Here is a 19,439-nt window from a genome sequence, read left to right on the forward strand (position 1 = left end):
TTTAACTTAAGCCTTAATTGGCAATTAGAGCCAGAAGTTCTTCAAAGGCATCTCAGAGTCAAAGTGATGAGCAATCTGCGCTTGGAGTAGCTCAGCGGTCGCAATAGCATCGGTTAGCGCGTGGTGCGGTGTGTAGTCGGGTAAGTGGTATCGACGACGACTCTGACCCAATCTCACTGAAGCAGGCTTCTTACCTTTTAGCTTATTCCACAAGCCGCCAGCCAGTTTATTCTGGATTTGAGATTCAATCTCGAGGGTGTCGAGGACTGGGAACTCAATGCCTTCTCCGAGTCGTACCTTTAATGCATTATCCAAGAAGTCACGTTCGATACGACGATAGTGAACCACAGGGATATGTCCTGCCATTGATTCTAAGATCTCGCCCAGCACTTCGCTAAGGTCTGGCGCATCAATGATGTCATTGTGAGTGATGCCATGAATCACGACAGACTCTTCTTCCAACTTCTGTTTTGGTCTCAGCGTCCAGTGTTTGGCTTGTCGCAAGTAGATGCGATTGAGCGTAAATGGCACTAAACCAATGGTAATGATGCCGTCCTTGTTTGGGTTTAACCCCGTGGTTTCAAAGTCGACAGCCAAGAAGGTCACTTCTGAAAGTGGCGTATCAGGCGCAGGAAGAGGCTGGCTGTAAAAGTGCTTTAAGCGGTCGTCTCGCGCGCGTTCGAGTTTCTGAGCAAACTTAAATGGCCAATCGACCGCAGGTGATCTGAATAGTTTGTTCATAAGTCCTACTTAAACTTATTGCTAGCTTGATAACGGAACTTAAGGAAGTTTTGCGCATTACTTAAAATTTGGAATGCGTCCTTTAGATTGCGTCGTTCGAAGTCAGATAAGTTCTCTGGTTCAATGTTGTTATCAGGCTCGATATTGTTATCAACATCATGCGCTTGGTGACGAATACGAACCAAAGAGATGAACTCCATGGCGTCTTTCAAATCTTGCGCTCTGCCTTTAGGCAAAATACCGGCATCGATAATATCGTCCAAACGCTCAAATGAGTTCTTCGAACGAGAAGCAACAGCTAACGAGTGAACACGAATCAAGTCTGCGAGTGGCGCGGTGCCACGACGTTTAAGGTTGATCGAGTTGTTGTGACGGCCATCTTTCTCCATTACGAAATCTTTGAAGAAACCCAGAGGCGGTGTGCGGTTGAGCGCGTTACGAGCAAGACACGCCAAGAAGCGGTTGTTCTTACGTGCACGTCTTACGATGAAGCTGTTCAATTGCTCAGCCCATTTCAAGCGGCCATACACGCCATCTAAATCAAAGAAGATAGAGGCGTTCAGCAGTGCCTTCGGGTTTGGATCATCAATCCAATCAGCAAAGCACTCTTCCCATTGTCGACGTGTCATGCGCCAAGTTGGGTTCGTCGCCATGATGTCACCAGTACAGTAAACATAACCACACTGGTCTAAACCGTCACAAATGAACTTTGAAAGCTCTTCAAAGTATTTACCGTGTTTTGCTTCGTCGTAGGTATCATCAAGAATGATGGCGTTATCTTGGTCTGTGACCAGCAACTGCTCGTCACGTCCCATAGAGCCTAATGCAAGGAAACAGTATGGGATTGGTGATTTACCTAACTTCTCTTCACCCAATTCGATAATACGTTGTTTAAAGCTGCGGCCAATCACTGACATCGCGGTGCCAACCATGTGGGCATTGGCATCTTCATTGACCAAGCGTACAAAGCTGTCTTTCACTTGTTCGGAAAGCACTTTTAGGTCTTCGATACTTTGCTGTTGGAAGATACTGCTTACCAATAACAGCGAGTTTTGAGATTCGTAACGTACGATATCGGTCGCTTCGATAATACCAATAGGCTTCTTATCTTTTAGCACGGGTAGGTGATGCACGTTGTAGCGAAGCATGGTCATCATAGCTTCGTATACATAGGCATTATGGTCGAGTGAGATAACCTCTGGTGTCATTACGCTAGAGACTTCATCCGATGGGTCGAGACCTTCAGCCAGTACACGTGTACATAAATCACGGTCGGTGATAATACCGATAACGGGTGTCGAATCATCCTCTTCGTCTTCAACGATATCTGGGTCGATAATCAGTAGGGAAGATACGTTATCTTCGGCCATCATGGTGGCAGCTTGCTGAATCGTACGCGTTTTCTCGATCATCGGTGCTTCACTGGTGAGCAGTGTTTTAACCTTGGATGTCGTTAAATCGTTGGCGTCGTTGCTGTCTAAGTTAGCCTGACGCAGTCGCGCGTTATCTTCTACTTCGACAAAGTCAGCGAATGAATCATAGTTGTCATAAAGTTCTTGGAAAATAGGCTCAGGGATACAGTAGAGCAGAGTGTCTTCTGTTGCCTTAACGGGGAAGCGAACTTTATTGTTGGTGAGTAACCCCATTTGGCCGAACAAGTGGCCTTCATCGAGACGGTTATAGAGCTCACCTTTACGACGGTAGACTTCTACTTCGCCGCTTCGAACAATGTAAAGATCATTAATCTGGTCACCAAAGTGAATGATAGGTGTGTCTTGGCGGTAATAAGAAATTTCCACGCTACTGGTCACTTTCGCCAACATCTCCTCAGGGAGTTCTGTGAAAGGGGGGTATTGTGCCAGAAAGTTTTGAATCTCTAATAACTCAGCATCCATAATGATCATCCATTAGTTTGTATGATTTCATGGTACAACATTTGATAATATTTTGCCGTCACAAATCAATCTGTGAGCTAAAACCTTTTTAAAGTCTTATGGATAGACTAACCTTTCAATTAATGGAGTGACAGTTTAAGGATGATAGGAATGTCGAAGTGGAAGCTTAGTTTTGTATCTGCGGTTTTTATGTTTTCTCCAAGTTTGTGGGCAGCCACTGACGGTGTGGATATTCTTGATTATGACCATATATATGCGACAGCGCATTCGGGCAGTTTGAATGAAGACGCTGGTGGTAATAATAACGCCTCGTCGTTTGGTTTAGGGGTGAGTTACACCATGACGGATGATTGGTTGTTGCTAGGAGACTATAGCGCACGCTTCATTCACCCAGATGAAAGTACCACTCGAATTGATACCTTAATGGCAGGGGCTGGGTATCGTTACAGCATCAAGAAAGACTTGGATATTGTCGCTTCTTACTTGCTGGGTATTACTAAAGGTGAGGTGGAGCTTAACGGTAGCAATGAAACCATTGAATCGGATACTGAATTTGTTCAAGGTGTAAAAGCCGAGCTTAACTATGGTTTTGCAAAGCGTTGGATTGCGAATGGTAGCGTGCAGGTAAATCGAAGTGATTTGTTCGACGAAGAGATTTACCATTTAGGTTTGCGCTATCTCGTGACCAACAAATTTGCGATTGGTGGCTCTTACCAACACCGAGATGGTGAGGGTAGTAAAGGTGGAAGCGAGAGGACGAATGAATTGGGTGTTGAGTTTTTCCTAGAGTACTAACTTAATTAAACCTAATACGTCAAAAACAGACACAAAAAAGCCAGCTTAGTCGCTGGCTTTTGCATATCTATTGGTCTGCAAGTGCAGGTTTCTGGTCTGTAAATATAGGTTTCGCTTTACGATTAAAGAACCGCAGCTAGACCTTTACATAGAGGACCCATGTTTGACTTAGTCATACCAGCAACACTGATACGGCCAGAACCAACAATGTAGATTGCGAATTCATCTTTCAGACGAGTTACTTGCTCTTTGCTTAGGCCAGAGAACGAGAACATGCCGTTTTGACGCTCGATGAATGTGAAATCTGCATCAACACCTTCAGATTTCAGTGTTGTTACGAATAGCTCACGCATCTCTTGGATACGGTCGCGCATTTCTGCTACTTCTGCTTCCCATTCAGCACGTAGGTCAGCATCACCAAGGATGTGAGTAACGACAGCACTGCCGTGCGCTGGTGGGTTAGAGTAGATAGAGCGGATGATGCTCTTAACTTGAGAGAATGCTGTTGTTGCTACATCTACAGACTCTGCAACCAATGTGAATGCCCCAACACGTTCGTTGTACAAACCAAAGTTTTTAGAGAACGAGCTCGCGACTAGAATTTCTTTGTTGTATTGAGCAAAAATACGCAGGCCAGCCGCATCTTCTTCAACGCCTTTTGCAAAACCTTGGTAAGCAAAATCGAATAGAGGAAGCAGTTTCTTCTCAGCAACTAGCTTAGCCAGTGCTTCCCACTCTTCAGTTGTTGGGTCGATACCTGTTGGGTTATGACAGCAGCCGTGAAGAAGAACGATATCGCCAGCAGAAGCTTTCTCTAGGTCAGCAACCATGCCTGCGAAGTCTTTGTCTTTTGTTTCAGCGTTGTAGTAGCTGTATTGAGCTGTCTCGATACCGGCAGCAGCGAAAACGCCGTTGTGGTTAGCCCAAGTTGGGTTACTGATCCAGATTTTTACGTCGCCCAGTTGGCGCTTGATGAATTCACCCGCTACGCGAAGTGCACCTGTACCACCTGGAGCTTGTGCTGTTTTAGCGCGTTGAGATGTTACGATCTCAGCGTCTGAACCGAAAAGAAGTTTTTGAACGGCTAGACCGTATTCAGCTGTACCTTCAATCGTTAGGTAAGATTTGGTTTTTTCGTTTTCAAGAAGTGCAGCTTCTGCTTTCTTTACTGTTTTAAGTACAGGCGTTTGACCATCTTCATTTTTGTAGATGCCAACACCAAGGTTGATTTTCTCTGCACGAGAGTCTTTTTTAAACTCTTCAGTAAGGCCGAGGATAGGATCGGCGGGAGCAGCTAACACTTTTTCAAACATAATCTTCATCCATGTCAATTGAGAGGGGATAGTATCTATGGGTAGTTATACCTGTATGGAATTTTTAAGACAATACGAAGTGAACAGAAAGGCTAAAAAAAATCCATTTCAATCAGATTTATTGACTAAAGAGGGTATTTGATAACAAAACACCCTACGGATTAACCTATAGGGTGCAAGAAGTTAGTGATTTTTGAATAGATTATGCGGGTTGAGCAACAAGGCTTTCGCGTTCGAGTTCACTTGCGATACTTTTGCCATCTTTATAGGTTGCGGCAATCGAAATAAACGCTTGTTCAACGGCTAGAAAGGCGTCGACAACTTGCGGATCAAAATGCGTCCCATTGCCCTCTAAGATAATCTGTTTCGCTTGCTCATGACTAAAGGCTGGCTTGTAGACTCGCTTCGAGATAAGCGCATCATAGACATCGGCTAATGCCATTAAACGACCCGATAACGGAATATCTTCACCAGACAACTGATTTGGATAACCGCTGCCGTTCCATTTCTCGTGGTGAGTGAGAGATATCTCTTTCGCGACTCTTAAGAAAGAGCTACTTCCTAATTGTCTTTCTGCGATAGATAACGCTTCGGCGCCAATAGCAGGGTGACCTTTCATTATCTCAAACTCTTCGTCAGTCAGTTTGCCCGGTTTCAATAACACACTGTCAGGTACGCCAACCTTACCTACATCATGCAGTGGGGCAGACTTATAAAGCAGCTCGATATAGTTGGGTGTTAATAAGGTCGCGTGAGTTTCTGATTTACTGAGCTCTTGCGCGAGAACCTTAACGTATTCCTGAGTTCTTAGGATATGCGCGCCCGTTTCATTGTCTCGAGATTCCGCAAGTGCAGACAAACTCACGATCGCAACGTCGCGTGTGGTCTTAACTTCGTTTTGTGCCGTTTCAAGGCTATCAAGCATAGTGTTGGTCATTGAGGCCATTGACCCCAGCTCGTTGTAACCGAAAATAGGTAAACGAACACCTTGCTCGCCTTTGGTTACTTTGTTCAATGCACACTCTTGGCTAAGCAAAATACGTTTAATCAGCTTGCTCCAAAGTGTCATGATGATGATAGCGTAGCCACCCAGTACCACCGCCAAATAAATGAATTCTTTGATCACGCTGATCTTACCGGTGCCGTCTAATAAACGGTCAGGGTTGTGCTCAAGCCAAAAGATGTCTTTGACGGCAATCATCGTCAACATAGTCGTTAGTGTGACTAAAAGAACGATGACCAAGCCTATCATTTGCTTGACCAGTGAACTTCTCTCACCAATGAGATGAAAATCAAATTGGCCAGTCGCTTCCATTTTATCCATTTGGTTAAGCTTGGCGTTGAGTTGAAGAATGGTTCCAGTAAAGAAACCAAATAAACTCATGCCGAACAGTACTTTCAAATTGCTATCTATGGTGAATTCATAGCTTAGGTTGTAATAGAGCGCGAAAGGGACGCTTGCAGTAAAAAACAATAAGGTATCGAGTTGTGCGAACCGACCTTGTTTGACTAAAGTGTGCTGCGCTAATAGGTAATGACGAACGAGCCATAATAAGACGAAAACGATACTAACGTGCGTGAAAATCTCTAACGTGGTTAAGCTCTCGAGCATAGGACATACTCGGCTGCCGTAGGTGCCAAACAGCACGCCTGCGATGACGTATAACTTAGTCGTTAGCGATTGATTGTAGTTCGAATTATCCATCGATAAGCCTTTATTCTCAGGTTCAAAAATTTGTTTTTAGCTCTACATAGCTGTTATAGATTTATGTAATTTTGTAGATTCATACAATTTTACTGATTCACGATTTGTTGAATTACATGTAATTTGTATAACTGACGCGAATAAGACCGGAAATTCTATCGATAGCTTTCGTGGATTGATACAAGAAACTGGTTTGTGTTAGTGATTTGTTAGCTAGGTGGGGGTTATTACAGCATTTTTATGAAGATACTTGAATAGCCTCAGTTGTGATTAGAGGCTATTAAGTCGGTACACTTGAGCGAATTAAACCAAGTTACTTTTTAAGATTGATTTCAGCTTCAATAGAACTGGTTTCAATATCAGGATGAGACGCCAGTTTGTCAGTTGCCCACTGGTTTAAGTGCTTAAGAATTGCAGACACCGCGTGTTTCTCTGTCGGCGCTTGATCTTGCTCTACATCGATCTTCTGTTTTGGGTGTGAACCTGTCGCATCTTCAGCGATATGAAGCCAGTCTGGGTGCCAGTAATATGGTTGGCCACTCGGTGTTGTCCAACTATGAACACCGTTTGACTCTCCTTTATAACTTAATTGGTCTGCTTTTATTTTTGTCATTGTTATCTCGCATGTATTTGGGTTACATCAAATTATTGAAGCAGAAAGCCAACTTAGCTCCTGCCTTGGATACAAACTTAGCAAAGCTTACAAAGTTAACTGTGAACCAATTCACACTATTATAGAAATTAGCTGCAATCATATGGATAGCAGCAATAGTTGATAACGTTAGTGATAAAATCTCCGGCTTATAAATTTATCTAGGTAGTACAATTAGATGGCGCGTTATGAAGAGCTTGCAAAGGATATTCGAACTCAGATTGCTAACAACACTTGGCGATCCGGGGAGAAGATCCCTTCTGTGCGCATGAGTTGTCGTAATTACAACGTCAGCAATAGTACTGTCTTACAAGCCTACCAGTTGCTTGAAAGCGAAGGGTGGATCATCGCTAAGCCTCAGTCTGGCTATTTTGTCGCCCCGCGAGTAGACGGTGTTGATCTTGATTCAACACCAGTGCATCAAAAGAAAGCGATTAATGATCGCCTGTTTGATTTTTTGAAATCGAGTTCTGCAGAAGGTGTTATTCCTTTTGGCTCCGCATTCCCAGACCCCGACCTTTTCCCGTTACCGACTTTAACTCGAAACCTTGCCAGTGCCGGGAGGAAAATGACCGGTGCTAGTGTGATCAATAATCTGCCACCGGGCAGTGAGTCTCTCAGAAGACAAATTGCGCAGCGTTATCTGCAGCAAGGGATCACAGTTAATCACCAAGACATTGTGATTACGTCTGGCGCGATGGAAGCGCTTAACTTGAGCCTACAAACGGTCACCAAGTCGGGTGACAATGTTGTGATTGAATCTCCAGCTTTCTATGGTGCTTTACAGGCCGTGGAGAGGTTAGGGCTTAACCCGATTGAAGTCGATGTTTGTCCAGTTAATGGGCTGAACATTGAACAGTTTGAACATGCCCTAAAAAACCAAGACGTGAAAGCGTGCTGGTTGATGACGACTTTTCAAAACCCGACAGGAACGAGTTTGTCGGAAGAAGCAAAGCGCCGCGTTGTAGAGATTGCTGAACAACACAAGACCTACATTATTGAAGATGACGTGTACGGCGACCTATATTACGAAGGGCATAAACCTAAGCCGCTAAAGGCCTTTGATAAAACCGACTCTGTTTTGCTTTGTGGCTCGTATTCAAAAAGCCTGTGTCCCGGTTATCGAGTAGGCTGGGTAGTGAACACACGTTTCAACGATGCGATTCAAAAGCTTCAGCTGCTTTCTACATTATCGAGTAGTGCACCTGTTCAACTTGGTGTTGCACACTTTCTGACTCATGAAAGCTACGACAATCACCTTCGTAAACTGCGTAAAAACCTCTTGGTCAGAAAAGAACGGTTTATCAGTGCTATCCGACAGTACTTCCCCCAATCAATCGAGATAGAAGAACCTGCTGGTGGTTATTTCATTTGGGTTCGTTTCTCTGCAAATTTCGACAGCCAACAATTCCATCAACTCGCGATTGCACAAGGTATTAGCGTTGCATCGGGCGATCTATTTAGTGAGCAGGGCAAAGTAGATAACGCGATTCGATTGAATTTCTCTTATGAACTGACAGAAGAGAAAGAACAAGCGCTGATCCTACTTGGCAAGCTCGCGCATAAACTGACTCACTCGTAATAAACGTATTCCTGAGCTGTCTGATGTTTTGAGCGTTTAAGCACTTTAGTTCAAAGCGAGCACATGGCTTAGTCGTCACAAATCCTTAAGTCACTCATAAAAAAGACAATGATTACAACTGTACGGGTTGTTTGTGGTGCAACTGTACGCCTTATAAAGCAAAGAGTTGTGCTTCAATAACGGTAGATTAAATATTGGAGATACCGTTATGTTGAAAATGACTATGGGAAACGAAGTTAAGCTGATCATCGTTGCTATTGTATGTGCTCTTCTGCTTATTCTCGGCCACGTCTTGCTGGCAAAAGCATTCGCTGATATGGCTTGGGCAGAATACACCACTGCCGCAATCCCATTCGTTATGATGGCAATCTGCGGTCTCGCGATAAAATACGCTATCGACCAAGATGTCGATTAAGCAGCGTTATTTATACTGATGATTTTTTAAGCCCTGCCACTATTTGGCAGGGCTTTTTCGTTTATAACTTTGGTATTAAACACTATTTGATAGTACTTCCACCCTATAAACCATACTCAATGTAAGTCTATGTAAGCGTCTGAACATGCTTATTTGGAATATGCATCACCTTTAGTCAAAAGCTTGGCTTATGAGTCTTGTTAGAAATCACCATGTTCTATCTTTAGTTGTCATATATTTGCGTCAATTATTGGTCGTTCTGGGGAGTAAAGCCGTTCCAACAAAGCTTACAGGGCCTTACAGGTTAAAATTACTCATATCTTACAATTGGTTATGACTAATTGAGAGGTGAGGGTATGAGATTGAAATACGTAAAAACAAACCTGTGTATGTTGGCGTTGTTGAGCTCGAATGTTTCAGCGAGCGAGATTCATGTTGATTTGAATAACCTAAGCAACATTTCTGAAGTAGGTAGCAATACACTATCCATTACCAATGAATTTATCGGCTATGAGCTTGATGAAGGCCAGTATCGTTATGCAAGAGATGTAGATTTAAACGGCTTGGATTGGGCTTTTTTATACGGTAAGCATCAAAGAATAGGTAAACAAAATACTGACTTAATAAGTGACGTGACAGTACTTGGTGAATTTAAACAGATCGAGAATGCTAATAGCGAAAATGCATTTGGGAATCGTTATTTCTGGCAAGGTGGAGATTCTACCGACTACAACCACGAATTGGCTTTTGCTGGTTTAGTTAAAGATTCCGGTGGCTTTAGTTTTGACGTTAAACCAAATAAACCAGGGCGATTTGTCGTAGAGCTTTACTCACACAACTGGTTATCTTCTGCTGACGTAAGAGCTTGTATCAAGGCGCAATGCGTCACTATCAAAAATGATATTTCCTTTCATATGACGAGCGTGAAAAACACGGTCACTTTTGAAACTCAATCTGCTGATGACACCGTTGAAGTCTTTTATTTTCGCCAACATAGGCAGTTTGATTTTGAATCGGAACAAGGCTACCACGCTATTGAAGCTATCCAGTTGAGAGAGGTTGAGTAACATGAAAAGAATTATTTTAGCATCAGCAATTGTAACGACTTTTTCTGCTCACTCAGGTCTCGGGAAAATGGATCGTTCGGTCACTCAACACAAAACGTTCGCACTACAAACTCAGTTCGATTTTGCCTGTCATATGAATGCGGGTTCCGCGACCTTAATTGACCCTTACTGGGTGATAACGGCAAATCACGTATCAGGCTCTAAAAGTGAAGGGTATGAAAATGCAGTAACTTGTTCTTCTTATGAAAAAGATGAGAACGGTAAGTTCAACGTTATTCATACATCACGTGCGACAACTGACCCTGATGGTGAGTGGGGGGAGTATGAATTTACCGATGGCATTTATGATTTCGCTCTGGTGCGTTTAGACACGCCAATAACCGGTATGAAGCCTGCGAAGTTACCAGAGAAAGGGATGTTCGATCATTCAGAGGTTTATGAAGTAAATAGCGTTGGCTTTGGTAACTATAACGGCCGTAATGGCGGGAAGAAATTTGTTAAGTACAATGACACAGATAAGAAATGGTTAGCTGAATATAAATATAACCCGGTGATCATGCCTCAAAGTGATTTGCAGTGGCTGATCATCCATGGAGACTCAGGTTCAGGTATTACGATTGAGAGAGAAGGCGAGTTTTATATTATTGGAGAAATTGGCCTTCAATATTATGGCGAGCTTGGTTGGCAAGATACATTCGACGATGTTTTAGGGAGGTTAGACTCTCTAAAAAGCGATATGAGAGAGCATGGGTTTAGTTACACGAATCCAGTAAAGCTCACTGACGTAAAATGGACGCCTACGACACAAAGTGATATCGAAAACCTTCATGCGTTTTACAGCTATTGGAAAGCTGAGAATATGGATTTCAATGGTACTTACTGGACAAAGGAAGGTGGGATACATAATACCGTTAATGCGATAGAAGGTGAAAAGTACACGTTTGAAACCGTGATCCCTGCAAATCCTAAAGCTCCAGCATTTGATGTGTTTGTAAATGGTCGTCAGGTCGCTCACAACATCAAAGCTGACCAAGAAAGCTTGTTTTTGAAAGTAAATACGTTTGAACAGAAGGGTGACCAGATGGTGATTGAGTTTAAGCCATTAAAAAAGTCGAATGAAAAGATAATCCTAGACCACTTCTTAGTCCGCGCTGTTGATTAAACCTGTGTAAAAAATGGTTTATAGATAAAGTCTGCTGCATAAAAAAACCTCCGCAAGTGCGGAGGTTTTTATTTGTTCTTAACTTTTAACTTCGATTAAGGTTCGAATTAGAAGTTCGCAGAGCGTGGTGTACGTGGGAACGGGATAACGTCACGAACGTTGCCCATACCTGTTACGTAAGACACTAGACGCTCAAAACCAAGACCGAAACCAGCGTGTGGCACTGTGCCGTATTTACGTAGGTCGCGGTACCAGCTCATGTGCTCAGGGTCGATACCCATAGCAATCATGCGCTCGTCTAGAATGTCTAGACGCTCTTCACGTTGTGCACCACCGATGATTTCACCGATGCCTGGTGCAAGTACGTCCATAGCTGCAACTGTTTTGCCGTCGTCGTTTAAGCGCATGTAGAAAGCTTTGATGTCTTTCGGGTAGTTCTTAACGATAACAGGAGCTTTAAAGTGCTCTTCAGCTAGGTAACGCTCATGCTCAGAAGACATGTCGATGCCCCACTCAACGTCAAATTCAAACTTCTTACCAGAGTCTAGTAGGATTTGGATTGCGTCAGTGTAGTCAACTTGTGCGAAATCAGCGTCTACGAATTGCTCTAGACGAGTGATTGCCTCTTTGTCGATGCGAGAAGCGAAGAACTCAAGGTCATCACGGCGTTCTTCAAGAACAGCAGCGAAAACGTACTTAAGCATGTCTTCAGCCAGTTTCGCTACATCGTCAAGGTCTGCAAACGCAACTTCAGGCTCAACCATCCAGAACTCAGCTAGGTGGCGGCTTGTGTTTGAGTTTTCAGCACGGAACGTAGGACCGAACGTGTAAACCTTGCTTAGTGCACAAGCGTAAGCTTCAGCATTAAGTTGGCCAGATACTGTTAGGAAAGTTTCTTTACCGAAGAAATCTTCGTTGAAGTCAACTTTGCCTTCGTCAGTGCGAGGTAGGTTTTCCATGTCTAGCGTAGATACGCGGAACATTTCACCAGCGCCTTCTGCATCAGATGCAGTGATAAGCGGAGCTGAAGTCCAGAAGAAACCTTGCTCGTGGTAGAAACGGTGAATCGCTTGAGATAGACAGTTACGTACACGTGCTACTGCGCCGATCACGTTGGTACGTGGGCGTAGGTGAGCAACTTCACGAAGGTATTCGATAGAGTGACGTGTCTTAGCCATTGGGTAAGTATCAGCGTCTTCAACCCAGCCTACAACTTTAACGTCAGTTGCTGCTAGTTCGAAGTCTTGACCTTTCGCAGGAGACTCAACAATCTTACCAGTTACTTCAACAGAGCAGCCAGTTGTTAGCTTTAATACTTCGTCTTCGTAATTATTAAGATTATTAGGAACCACGGCCTGAATCGGGTCGAAACAAGAGCCGTCATAAATGGCAAGGAAAGAGATTCCAGCTTTGGAATCACGACGTGAACGGATCCAGCCGCGAACAGTTACTTCACTGTCTACCGCTAGCTTGCCGCCAAGTACGTCTGTTACAGGCGCGTAAGTCATGTTGATTTCATTCTCCATTGAGGGACAAATTCAACTCAAAGTCTCTAGCATTGCAGCAAATAAACCGTTATTTGAACAATAAGTAGCCGAAACATTGAGTTGTATAAACTTTTTAAATCGATTGAACATATTACCTGTCATACAGACAGCTTCAACCTTTATTCTTGCTCGGCGAAAGAAATATTTTGTCTATCGAGGATAAAAACCAATAAGGGCTGATTTTTTACTCTATTTTCTACATTTCAGCGAAGAGTTGTCCCTTTGGTCTCTCAGTTGAAGACTAATTTTTATGGTGTTCAGAGTTGGAGAGTGTGAATTGATTAATCAGCGACTCGAGATGATCAGACAGTTCTTCCAAATCATGACTGATCCCGCGCGTTTCTCCGGCTGATTGCGAAGTATTATTGGCGTGAGAAGTAATGGTTTCGACTTTGTGTTGAACATCTTTCGTTGCGAGTGTGGTGGACTGTGTTTGCTGTTGGATATTTTGAGCATGTGCCAGCACTTGCTTCATCTCTTCGACCACTCCATTCATGTCGTGAGACAGAGCATCAACATCCGTTGAGCTTTGATGAGCTTGCGCGCAAACACGGTCGGCAGAAGTCAGAGACTCCTCACTGCCTTGTTGGAATTGTTGAATAATCGATTCAATGTTGCCGGTGGCTTCAGCCGTTCGTGAGGCGAGGTGACGAACTTCATCGGCAACGACAGCAAAACCTCGGCCTTGCTCTCCTGCTCGAGCGGCTTCAATGGCAGCATTTAAAGCGAGAAGGTTGGTTTGATCGGCGATGCCTCGAATCACACTCAATATAGAAGACACTTCGCCCGTTTGTTCATTGAGTGTCAGTATCTTGTGTTTCACTTCTTCAATACTGGTCACCAAATTTTTGATTTCGCTGCTCGCACCGTGTGCTTGATTAGCACTTTTACACGCGACATCAGCAGTATGATTGATCAATTCGGATGCGGTTAACGTTGCTTGCTCTACATTCACTTGCTGCGCTTGTATCCCTTCCACATTGTGCTGTACTTCAGCTGTTTCGCTTTGTTGATCGCTGGCGGCTTTTTCCGTGATTTGGGCAACGCTGGTTAACTGGTTGGCAGAAGCATTGAGCTTATGTGAGGTGTCTTGGACCTTGACCAAGCTGTCTGAGACAGTCCCCATAAAGGAGTTAATCGAGCTTGCTAAGGTGCCAATTTCATCGTTACTTTGCTCAGGCAATCGAGTGGATAGGTTTTTATTCTCGCTGACTTGTGTCATGAAATTTGAAGTCTGTTGAAGAGGGCGAACAATAATTTTACGAATTAAGCCCATCGTCAGTACAAAACCAACGAATGAAATCACCGCCATAATGCCAATGGCCGCCATGGTTTGAGTGTTAATCAACGAATTGACATGGTTTAGGTTGTATTCAAGACGTATTGCGCCCAGTACTTCTCCCTCAGGTGCCATATGGCAAGCGACGCAGTTGGTTCCTCGGTAGTTTTCACTCGACTTCATCGGCAGGGCGATAACCAAACCTTTACCCCATTCGGCAGAGAAAGGTTCAATAATGGTTTCACCAGCTAGTGCGCGTTTATCAATATCATCGACCGGTTTCTGATTTTCGTTACCCGGTCCGTAGAGCTTACTGACCGCATCAGCACGCAGCACTCTTACGTTTTCAATCCCTTCTTGAGCTAATGCTTTCTGACGTAAGGTTTCTTTTTGCGCCATCGTGCCAGTGAGCATCATCATATTGAGGCTATCGAAATAGTTACTGGCTTTATCGTGAAGTTGTTCACTCAGGACTGAGTTAACCAGTTGTTTTTGCTGTGAGTATTGAAAATACGTCGATATGACGAGCAGAAACGTGAACACGATGGCGAGAGCCACGAGGATTTTGGCAGTGATTGTTGAGCGCATAGGATAGTCGGTTTTTATTATTTATAATGACGCGCATACTTTAACGGGAAGAACACCTACTCCCTATGGGGTATAACGAATTGTGTGACCATACTCCGGTTGTGGTTATGTTTCTGTGATGTAGCGAGTTTGTGACTGTGTTCTATAGGGTTTGAACGGGAGTCTATCTTTAGATTTTAAGTGTATGAAAGGCCTCAGAAAATCACATGACTTTGAAAACGCCAGTTCTTAAAAGGCACCCAATGGATGCTTTCGCTTAGTATTATTCAATCTGGCATAACAGCGAAGTCGCTATCATTCCAATGATCGGTTAGTTGGTTAGATTTAAGCCCAGTTGAAGTGCCATGCTTAACTCATTGCGTTCAACAATTTCCTCAACGACTTTGCCTTCATCATTGAATCGGAAGTAAGTCAGACTCGTCCAAGTAACGTTCTTGCCATTCAATTGGTAGCCTTTCCACTCATCAGCACCTTTCGCACGGTGAGTGAGCGCAACAACAACTTGATGCCCGTCCTCTACGATTTTTTGAAACGTTGTTTCCAGTGATTCATATCGGTCGGTAACATGAACTTTTAACATTGCTTCGAACTCAATAAGACCGTTTATTATCTTGTTGCAATCTGGTCGATGGATCATTGTATCTTCAGCAAAATATTCGCCGACACGGTGAGTCTGTTTACCGTCGACACAGTGCTTAAAGTAGTCTTTTACGACCTGAACTTTTTTGCTTGTCATTATTCCTATCCTTATGTTTGTTGAGTGCCAACAATCTAATCGAACGCTATCGTCTTGAGTAGAGCCCATTTAGTGGATAGTCTGTCGACAATATGTAAACAGTAGGGTCGGGTCATGAACGTTCTAACGTCCATTAAGTCATTCATTGTGACTGTTGAGGAAGGCAGCTTTACAGGTGGAGCTAAGAAGATCGGAGTATCAAAATCTTTGGTTAGTCGCCATGTAAGAGAATTGGAGACTTACCTGAACACCCGCTTATTGAATCGATCTACCAAGTCACTGTCTTTAACTGAGGCAGGCCGTCGCTATTTCAATGAGGCTCATGGATTGGTCGATCGTATTGAAGACTTAAATGACTCTTTGAGGTTTGATAGTTCTGAAATGGTTGGCTCTTTGAGTGTGATGGCACCCAAAGGTCTCACTGAGATCATGTTAATGCCGTTCATTTTAGAATTTTCTGATAAGTACCCAGATTTGAATATGAACCTTATGCTTTCGGATGGCGTTCAAGATCTCGCGACGGTTGGTTATGATATTGCGATTCGTTCTGGTGACTTGGTTTCGAAAGACTTAGGAATGATCGCGCGTACCATCTTTGTTAATCAGAATTTGGTTTGTGCTTCACCTAAATATTTGGCTAATAGCTCAGACATTAATACTCCTAACGATTTAGTGAATCACCGCATAATTGAAGATCCAAACCTAAAGAATGATGGTGTGTGGCGGTTCGAGCTGGATGAACATTTCCATGATATAAACCTAAAGCCAACCCTTACCGTAAACAGCGTGCAAGCAGTAAAGCTCGCCGTTCGTTCAGGCTATGGTATTGGAATGCTGCCAAGGCAATTGGCTGAAGATGATGTAGAGTCGGGCGCCATTGTGGAAGTCCTGTCCCAGTATGCGCTTAAAGAGAGAACGGTTTATGCACTTTACCGAGAGCGAGTGAATACGCCACGCAAGGTAAAGGTGTTTATTGATGAACTATGTGAGCACTTCTCTTACTGTTGAATATACTGGCCAAGCGTCAATGTAAAAATCCACCTGCCAAAACAGGTGGATTTTTACCTTTACTTTCAGTTGCCGATTGCCTATTGACAGTTAGCTGACAGTTAGCTGATAGTTAGCTGATAGTTAGCTGATAGTTAGCTGATAGTTAGCTGACGGTTGAAAGGGGAATTGTGTCAGAGGTTGATTTCTCTAGTCTGATGGCAATAAATTTCGAGGTAGGGGTAAAGGTTCGTTCACCATAGCTGTCTAAAGGAACCAAAGGGTTGGTTTCAGGATAGTAAGCTGCCGCCTGACCCCGTGGAACGTCATAAGCCACCAAGGTAAACCCTTTCACTTTTCTCGTTACACCATCTTCCCAAAGCGACACCATGTCGACCTTGTCGCCCGGTTCAAAACCGAGCTTCAATATATCAGCTTCATTGATAAACAAAACTTCGCGCATACCAAAGACACCGCGGTACCGATCATTCAAGCCATATAACGTGGTGTTGTATTGGTCATGGGAACGCATGGTTTGTAAGATCAAATCGGGTTTATTAGCACCCTGCAACACCGCTTCATTAATCAGATGTTTTGGCAGTTCATTGGAGCCAAATTGCGCTTTACCACTAAGGGTGTTCCATTGGCGATTTGCGGCAGGATTGACTAAATGAAATCCACCCGGATTTTCCAGTTTCTGATTGAAGTCAGTAAAGCCCGGAATCGTATCTGCAATGAGATCTCGAATATGTCCATAATCTTCAATGACCCAATTCCAATCTATTGGATGGCTGCCCAGTGTGGCATTGGCAATACCCGCGACAATGGCTGGTTCAGAACGTAAATGCTCTGATCGAGGTTCGAGCTGTCCGTAAGAGATGTGAACCATGCTGAAGGTATCTTCGACGGTGATGCCTTGTGGTCCATTAGCTTGTGTATCGATTTCCGTACGTCCTAAACATGGCAGAATCAGGGCATCTTGACCGGTAACAAGGTGAGAGCGATTGAGTTTGGTTGAGATATGAACGGTTAGGTCACAATTTTTCATCGCCAAATGCGTGCGAGGAGTATCGGGCGTGGCTTGCGCAAAATTACCGCCTAAACCAATAAAGACTTTCGAGCGTTTTTCCTCCATCGCTTTAATGGCTTGTATGGTGTTGTGGCCTACATCTCGTGGGACATTGAAATTAAAGCGGCGTTCAATGCTATCTAGAAATTGGTTTGAGGGTTTTTCATCGATACCCATCGTACGATCGCCTTGGACATTACTATGTCCCCTAACCGGTGATAGCCCTGCACCTGGCTTACCGACGTTGCCGCGCAACAATTGCACATTGGCTACTTCTTTGATGGTTTGTACTGAATGACGATGTTGTGTTAGCCCCATCGCCCAACACATGATTACTTTTTCTGAACGGCGGTACATGTCTGCGACCATTTCTATTTCGCTTAAAGCTAACCCCGATTGTTCAGCGATATGCTCCCATGTCGTCGCATCAACTTCTGCTAAGTATTCATCAATACCTGTGGTGTGTTCGCTGATGAATTTACGATCAAATATGGCTTTTCCTTCGGTTGCGAGCGCATCACGTTCCCATTGCAGCAAATATTTGGCCATCCCACGAAAGACCGCCATATCGCCACCTAATGCTGGTCTTAAATAAGCGGTATTGGTTGGTTTTGAACCATTGCTTAACATTTCAACCGGAACTTGAGGGTTTTGGAAACGTTCAAGTCCACGTTCTTTCAATGGGTTGAAACAGATCACCTGCGCACCGCGTTTTACCGCTTCACGCAATGGTTCAAGCATGCGGGGGTGGTTAGTGCCTGGGTTTTGCCCGAGCACAAAGATCGCGTCTGCTTTTTCAAAGTCGTCAAAAATCACGGTTCCTTTGCCGACACCGACCGTATCTTTCATGCCAATTGCACTGGCTTCGTGGCACATGTTTGAACAGTCTGGGAAGTTATTTGTTCCAAACGCACGGACGAAGAGTTGGTACAAGAACGCCGCTTCATTACTGGCGCGACCCGAGGTGTAAAACTCAGCTTGATGTGGTGAATCGAGTTGCTTCAAATGCTTGGCTACGAGCGAGAATGCTTCATCCCACGCAATAGGAATATAGTGGTCGGATGCAGCGTCGTACTTCATCGGATGGGTTATTCGGCCTTGGTATTCCAGCCAGTAATCTGTTTGTGATGACAAGGATGTTACGCTGTGTTCAGCGAAAAAATCAGGATCCACAAATCGATTTGTGGCTTCCCAGTTCACGGCTTTTGCACCGTTCTCACAGAAGTTCACTTTACTGCCGTGTGGGGATTCACCCCATGCGCATCCCGGACAATCAAAACCACCGTTTTGATTCGTTTTAAGCATTGTTCGAATGTTTTTGATGGCGTTTTCGCTGCCCCACCAACTCTTAGTGACGGCTTTTAACGCGCCCCAACCACCAGCAGGACCTTTATACTTTTTTATCTGTTCTTTTTGGCTCAAAACTGCACTCCTCACACGTGGGAACGGCAGTAAACAAGGGAACCGGTAAAAACAGGCGCGTTATAAAAATAAGGCGGGAGTAAAACGGTTTTGATTATTTGGTGTCGATACCTGTTTACTGCTTTGAATATTTAGAAATAGATTGGCTGTTTTTTTTGCCATGATCTAAATCAAAGATTATGTCGTTAAAGGGCGGTGCGTCCAATTGATATTGCCGACTAAGTGATAAATAGAATCTATGATGGCGAGTAAATATGGAAAGTATCGCTTTTGTCACAGTGATAAATAGACTTGTCATAGTGATAAATAAAATTTATTAGCCAGTGCGATATGAGTTCTATTTTTTGAGAGATTCGTCGAGCAGCCTTGATATAGCTGAGTCCTCGATGATAGTTGCTGTCTATCACGCTATAGATAATTTAGATTTGACCTGTATTTAAATTAGGCATACTTTGATTTAAATCAAAAAATACCGTTTTATTTT

General features: G+C 43.7%; 15 protein-coding genes. 6 read left to right on the top strand and 9 right to left on the bottom strand.

Annotation, left to right across the window (positions count from 1 at the left end; genetic code table 11):
- Window positions 1-24 precede the first annotated feature (24 nt).
- Complete coding sequence (locus tag QUF19_RS06590) at window positions 25-741, bottom strand: 3'-5' exonuclease (RefSeq protein WP_017108213.1); 717 nt, start codon at window positions 739-741, stop codon at window positions 25-27.
- A 5-nt stretch (window positions 742-746) separates the two neighbouring features.
- Window positions 747-2,636 carry a DUF294 nucleotidyltransferase-like domain-containing protein gene (locus tag QUF19_RS06595; RefSeq protein ID WP_102439070.1) on the bottom strand — a complete coding sequence of 630 codons (1,890 nt, stop codon included), beginning with the start codon at window positions 2,634-2,636 and terminating at the stop codon, window positions 747-749.
- 150 nt (window positions 2,637-2,786) lie between these two features.
- Between QUF19_RS06595 and QUF19_RS06600 the strand changes: the two genes are divergently transcribed.
- Window positions 2,787-3,431: a hypothetical protein gene (locus QUF19_RS06600; RefSeq protein ID WP_286297876.1), complete on the top strand. Its 645-nt coding sequence runs from the start codon at window positions 2,787-2,789 to the stop codon at window positions 3,429-3,431.
- A 122-nt stretch (window positions 3,432-3,553) separates the two neighbouring features.
- On the opposite strand, the gene QUF19_RS06605 is transcribed toward QUF19_RS06600, so the two are convergent.
- The 3 genes from QUF19_RS06605 to QUF19_RS06615 form a co-directional block, all read right to left on the bottom strand.
- Window positions 3,554-4,744 (bottom strand): amino acid aminotransferase, encoded by a 1,191-nt coding sequence (locus QUF19_RS06605; protein ID WP_286297878.1) that lies wholly within the window; start codon window positions 4,742-4,744, stop codon window positions 3,554-3,556.
- Window positions 4,745-4,946: 202 nt separating this feature from the next.
- Entirely contained in the window at window positions 4,947-6,449 is a 1,503-nt protein-coding gene (locus QUF19_RS06610; protein WP_286297880.1) for an HD-GYP domain-containing protein, read from the bottom strand.
- Window positions 6,450-6,762: 313 nt separating this feature from the next.
- Window positions 6,763-7,062: a hypothetical protein gene (locus tag QUF19_RS06615; protein ID WP_016788028.1), complete on the bottom strand. Its 300-nt coding sequence runs from the start codon at window positions 7,060-7,062 to the stop codon at window positions 6,763-6,765.
- Between the two features lie 217 nt (window positions 7,063-7,279).
- Here QUF19_RS06615 and QUF19_RS06620 point away from each other — a divergent pair, with 217 nt between their 5' ends.
- The 4 genes from QUF19_RS06620 (at window position 7,280) to QUF19_RS06635 (ending at window position 11,327) form a co-directional block, all read left to right on the top strand.
- Entirely contained in the window at window positions 7,280-8,683 is a 1,404-nt protein-coding gene (locus QUF19_RS06620) for an aminotransferase-like domain-containing protein (protein WP_286297884.1), read from the top strand.
- Between the two features lie 208 nt (window positions 8,684-8,891).
- A complete protein-coding gene (locus QUF19_RS06625; protein ID WP_004734707.1) occupies window positions 8,892-9,098 on the top strand; it encodes a hypothetical protein in 207 nt (68 codons plus the stop codon).
- A 389-nt stretch (window positions 9,099-9,487) separates the two neighbouring features.
- On the top strand, window positions 9,488-10,165 hold the full coding sequence (locus QUF19_RS06630; protein WP_286298826.1) for a hypothetical protein: 678 nt from the start codon (window positions 9,488-9,490) through the stop codon (window positions 10,163-10,165).
- Window position 10,166: 1 nt separating this feature from the next.
- Window positions 10,167-11,327 carry a trypsin-like serine peptidase gene (locus QUF19_RS06635; RefSeq protein ID WP_286297894.1) on the top strand — a complete coding sequence of 387 codons (1,161 nt, stop codon included), beginning with the start codon at window positions 10,167-10,169 and terminating at the stop codon, window positions 11,325-11,327.
- Between the two features lie 107 nt (window positions 11,328-11,434).
- Here QUF19_RS06635 and asnS read toward each other — a convergent pair whose 3' ends face one another.
- The 3 genes from asnS to QUF19_RS06650 all read right to left on the bottom strand — a co-directional run bounded on the left by asnS (window position 11,435) and on the right by QUF19_RS06650 (window position 15,477).
- Window positions 11,435-12,835, bottom strand: coding sequence for an asparagine--tRNA ligase (gene asnS, locus QUF19_RS06640; RefSeq protein WP_017057538.1), 1,401 nt, complete (start codon window positions 12,833-12,835; stop codon window positions 11,435-11,437).
- 280 nt (window positions 12,836-13,115) lie between these two features.
- Window positions 13,116-14,741 (bottom strand): methyl-accepting chemotaxis protein, encoded by a 1,626-nt coding sequence (locus QUF19_RS06645; RefSeq protein ID WP_286297900.1) that lies wholly within the window; start codon window positions 14,739-14,741, stop codon window positions 13,116-13,118.
- 310 nt (window positions 14,742-15,051) lie between these two features.
- The gene (locus QUF19_RS06650) at window positions 15,052-15,477 is read right to left on the bottom strand and encodes an ester cyclase (protein WP_286297902.1); all 426 of its coding nucleotides are present in this window, start codon (window positions 15,475-15,477) and stop codon (window positions 15,052-15,054) included.
- Window positions 15,478-15,591: 114 nt separating this feature from the next.
- Here QUF19_RS06650 and QUF19_RS06655 point away from each other — a divergent pair, with 114 nt between their 5' ends.
- On the top strand, window positions 15,592-16,485 hold the full coding sequence (locus QUF19_RS06655; protein ID WP_286297905.1) for a LysR family transcriptional regulator: 894 nt from the start codon (window positions 15,592-15,594) through the stop codon (window positions 16,483-16,485).
- Between the two features lie 145 nt (window positions 16,486-16,630).
- On the opposite strand, the gene QUF19_RS06660 is transcribed toward QUF19_RS06655, so the two are convergent.
- Window positions 16,631-18,955, bottom strand: a complete 2,325-nt coding sequence (locus tag QUF19_RS06660) for an FdhF/YdeP family oxidoreductase (RefSeq protein WP_286297907.1) — start codon at window positions 18,953-18,955, stop codon at window positions 16,631-16,633.
- Window positions 18,956-19,439: the final 484 nt, after the last annotated feature.

It is taken from the genome of Vibrio sp. FE10, from assembly GCF_030297155.1.
Lineage (GTDB): Bacteria > Pseudomonadota > Gammaproteobacteria > Enterobacterales > Vibrionaceae > Vibrio > Vibrio apostichopi.

Excerpts from the sequence above, each read along its gene's own strand:
- QUF19_RS06625 (WP_004734707.1), top strand. The coding sequence starts at position 8,892 with ATGTTGAAAATGACTATGGGAAACGAAGTTAAGCTGATCATCGTTGCT.
- QUF19_RS06595 (WP_102439070.1), bottom strand. The coding sequence starts at position 2,636 with ATGGATGCTGAGTTATTAGAGATTCAAAACTTTCTGGCACAATACCCC.
- QUF19_RS06650 (WP_286297902.1), bottom strand. The coding sequence starts at position 15,477 with ATGACAAGCAAAAAAGTTCAGGTCGTAAAAGACTACTTTAAGCACTGT.
- QUF19_RS06615 (WP_016788028.1), bottom strand. The coding sequence starts at position 7,062 with ATGACAAAAATAAAAGCAGACCAATTAAGTTATAAAGGAGAGTCAAAC.
- QUF19_RS06610 (WP_286297880.1), bottom strand. The coding sequence starts at position 6,449 with ATGGATAATTCGAACTACAATCAATCGCTAACGACTAAGTTATACGTC.
- QUF19_RS06655 (WP_286297905.1), top strand. The coding sequence starts at position 15,592 with ATGAACGTTCTAACGTCCATTAAGTCATTCATTGTGACTGTTGAGGAA.
- QUF19_RS06600 (WP_286297876.1), top strand. The coding sequence starts at position 2,787 with ATGTCGAAGTGGAAGCTTAGTTTTGTATCTGCGGTTTTTATGTTTTCT.
- QUF19_RS06645 (WP_286297900.1), bottom strand. The coding sequence starts at position 14,741 with ATGCGCTCAACAATCACTGCCAAAATCCTCGTGGCTCTCGCCATCGTG.
- QUF19_RS06605 (WP_286297878.1), bottom strand. The coding sequence starts at position 4,744 with ATGTTTGAAAAAGTGTTAGCTGCTCCCGCCGATCCTATCCTCGGCCTT.
- QUF19_RS06620 (WP_286297884.1), top strand. The coding sequence starts at position 7,280 with ATGGCGCGTTATGAAGAGCTTGCAAAGGATATTCGAACTCAGATTGCT.
- QUF19_RS06590 (WP_017108213.1), bottom strand. The coding sequence starts at position 741 with ATGAACAAACTATTCAGATCACCTGCGGTCGATTGGCCATTTAAGTTT.
- QUF19_RS06635 (WP_286297894.1), top strand. The coding sequence starts at position 10,167 with ATGAAAAGAATTATTTTAGCATCAGCAATTGTAACGACTTTTTCTGCT.
- asnS (WP_017057538.1), bottom strand. The coding sequence starts at position 12,835 with ATGACTTACGCGCCTGTAACAGACGTACTTGGCGGCAAGCTAGCGGTA.
- QUF19_RS06630 (WP_286298826.1), top strand. The coding sequence starts at position 9,488 with ATGTTGGCGTTGTTGAGCTCGAATGTTTCAGCGAGCGAGATTCATGTT.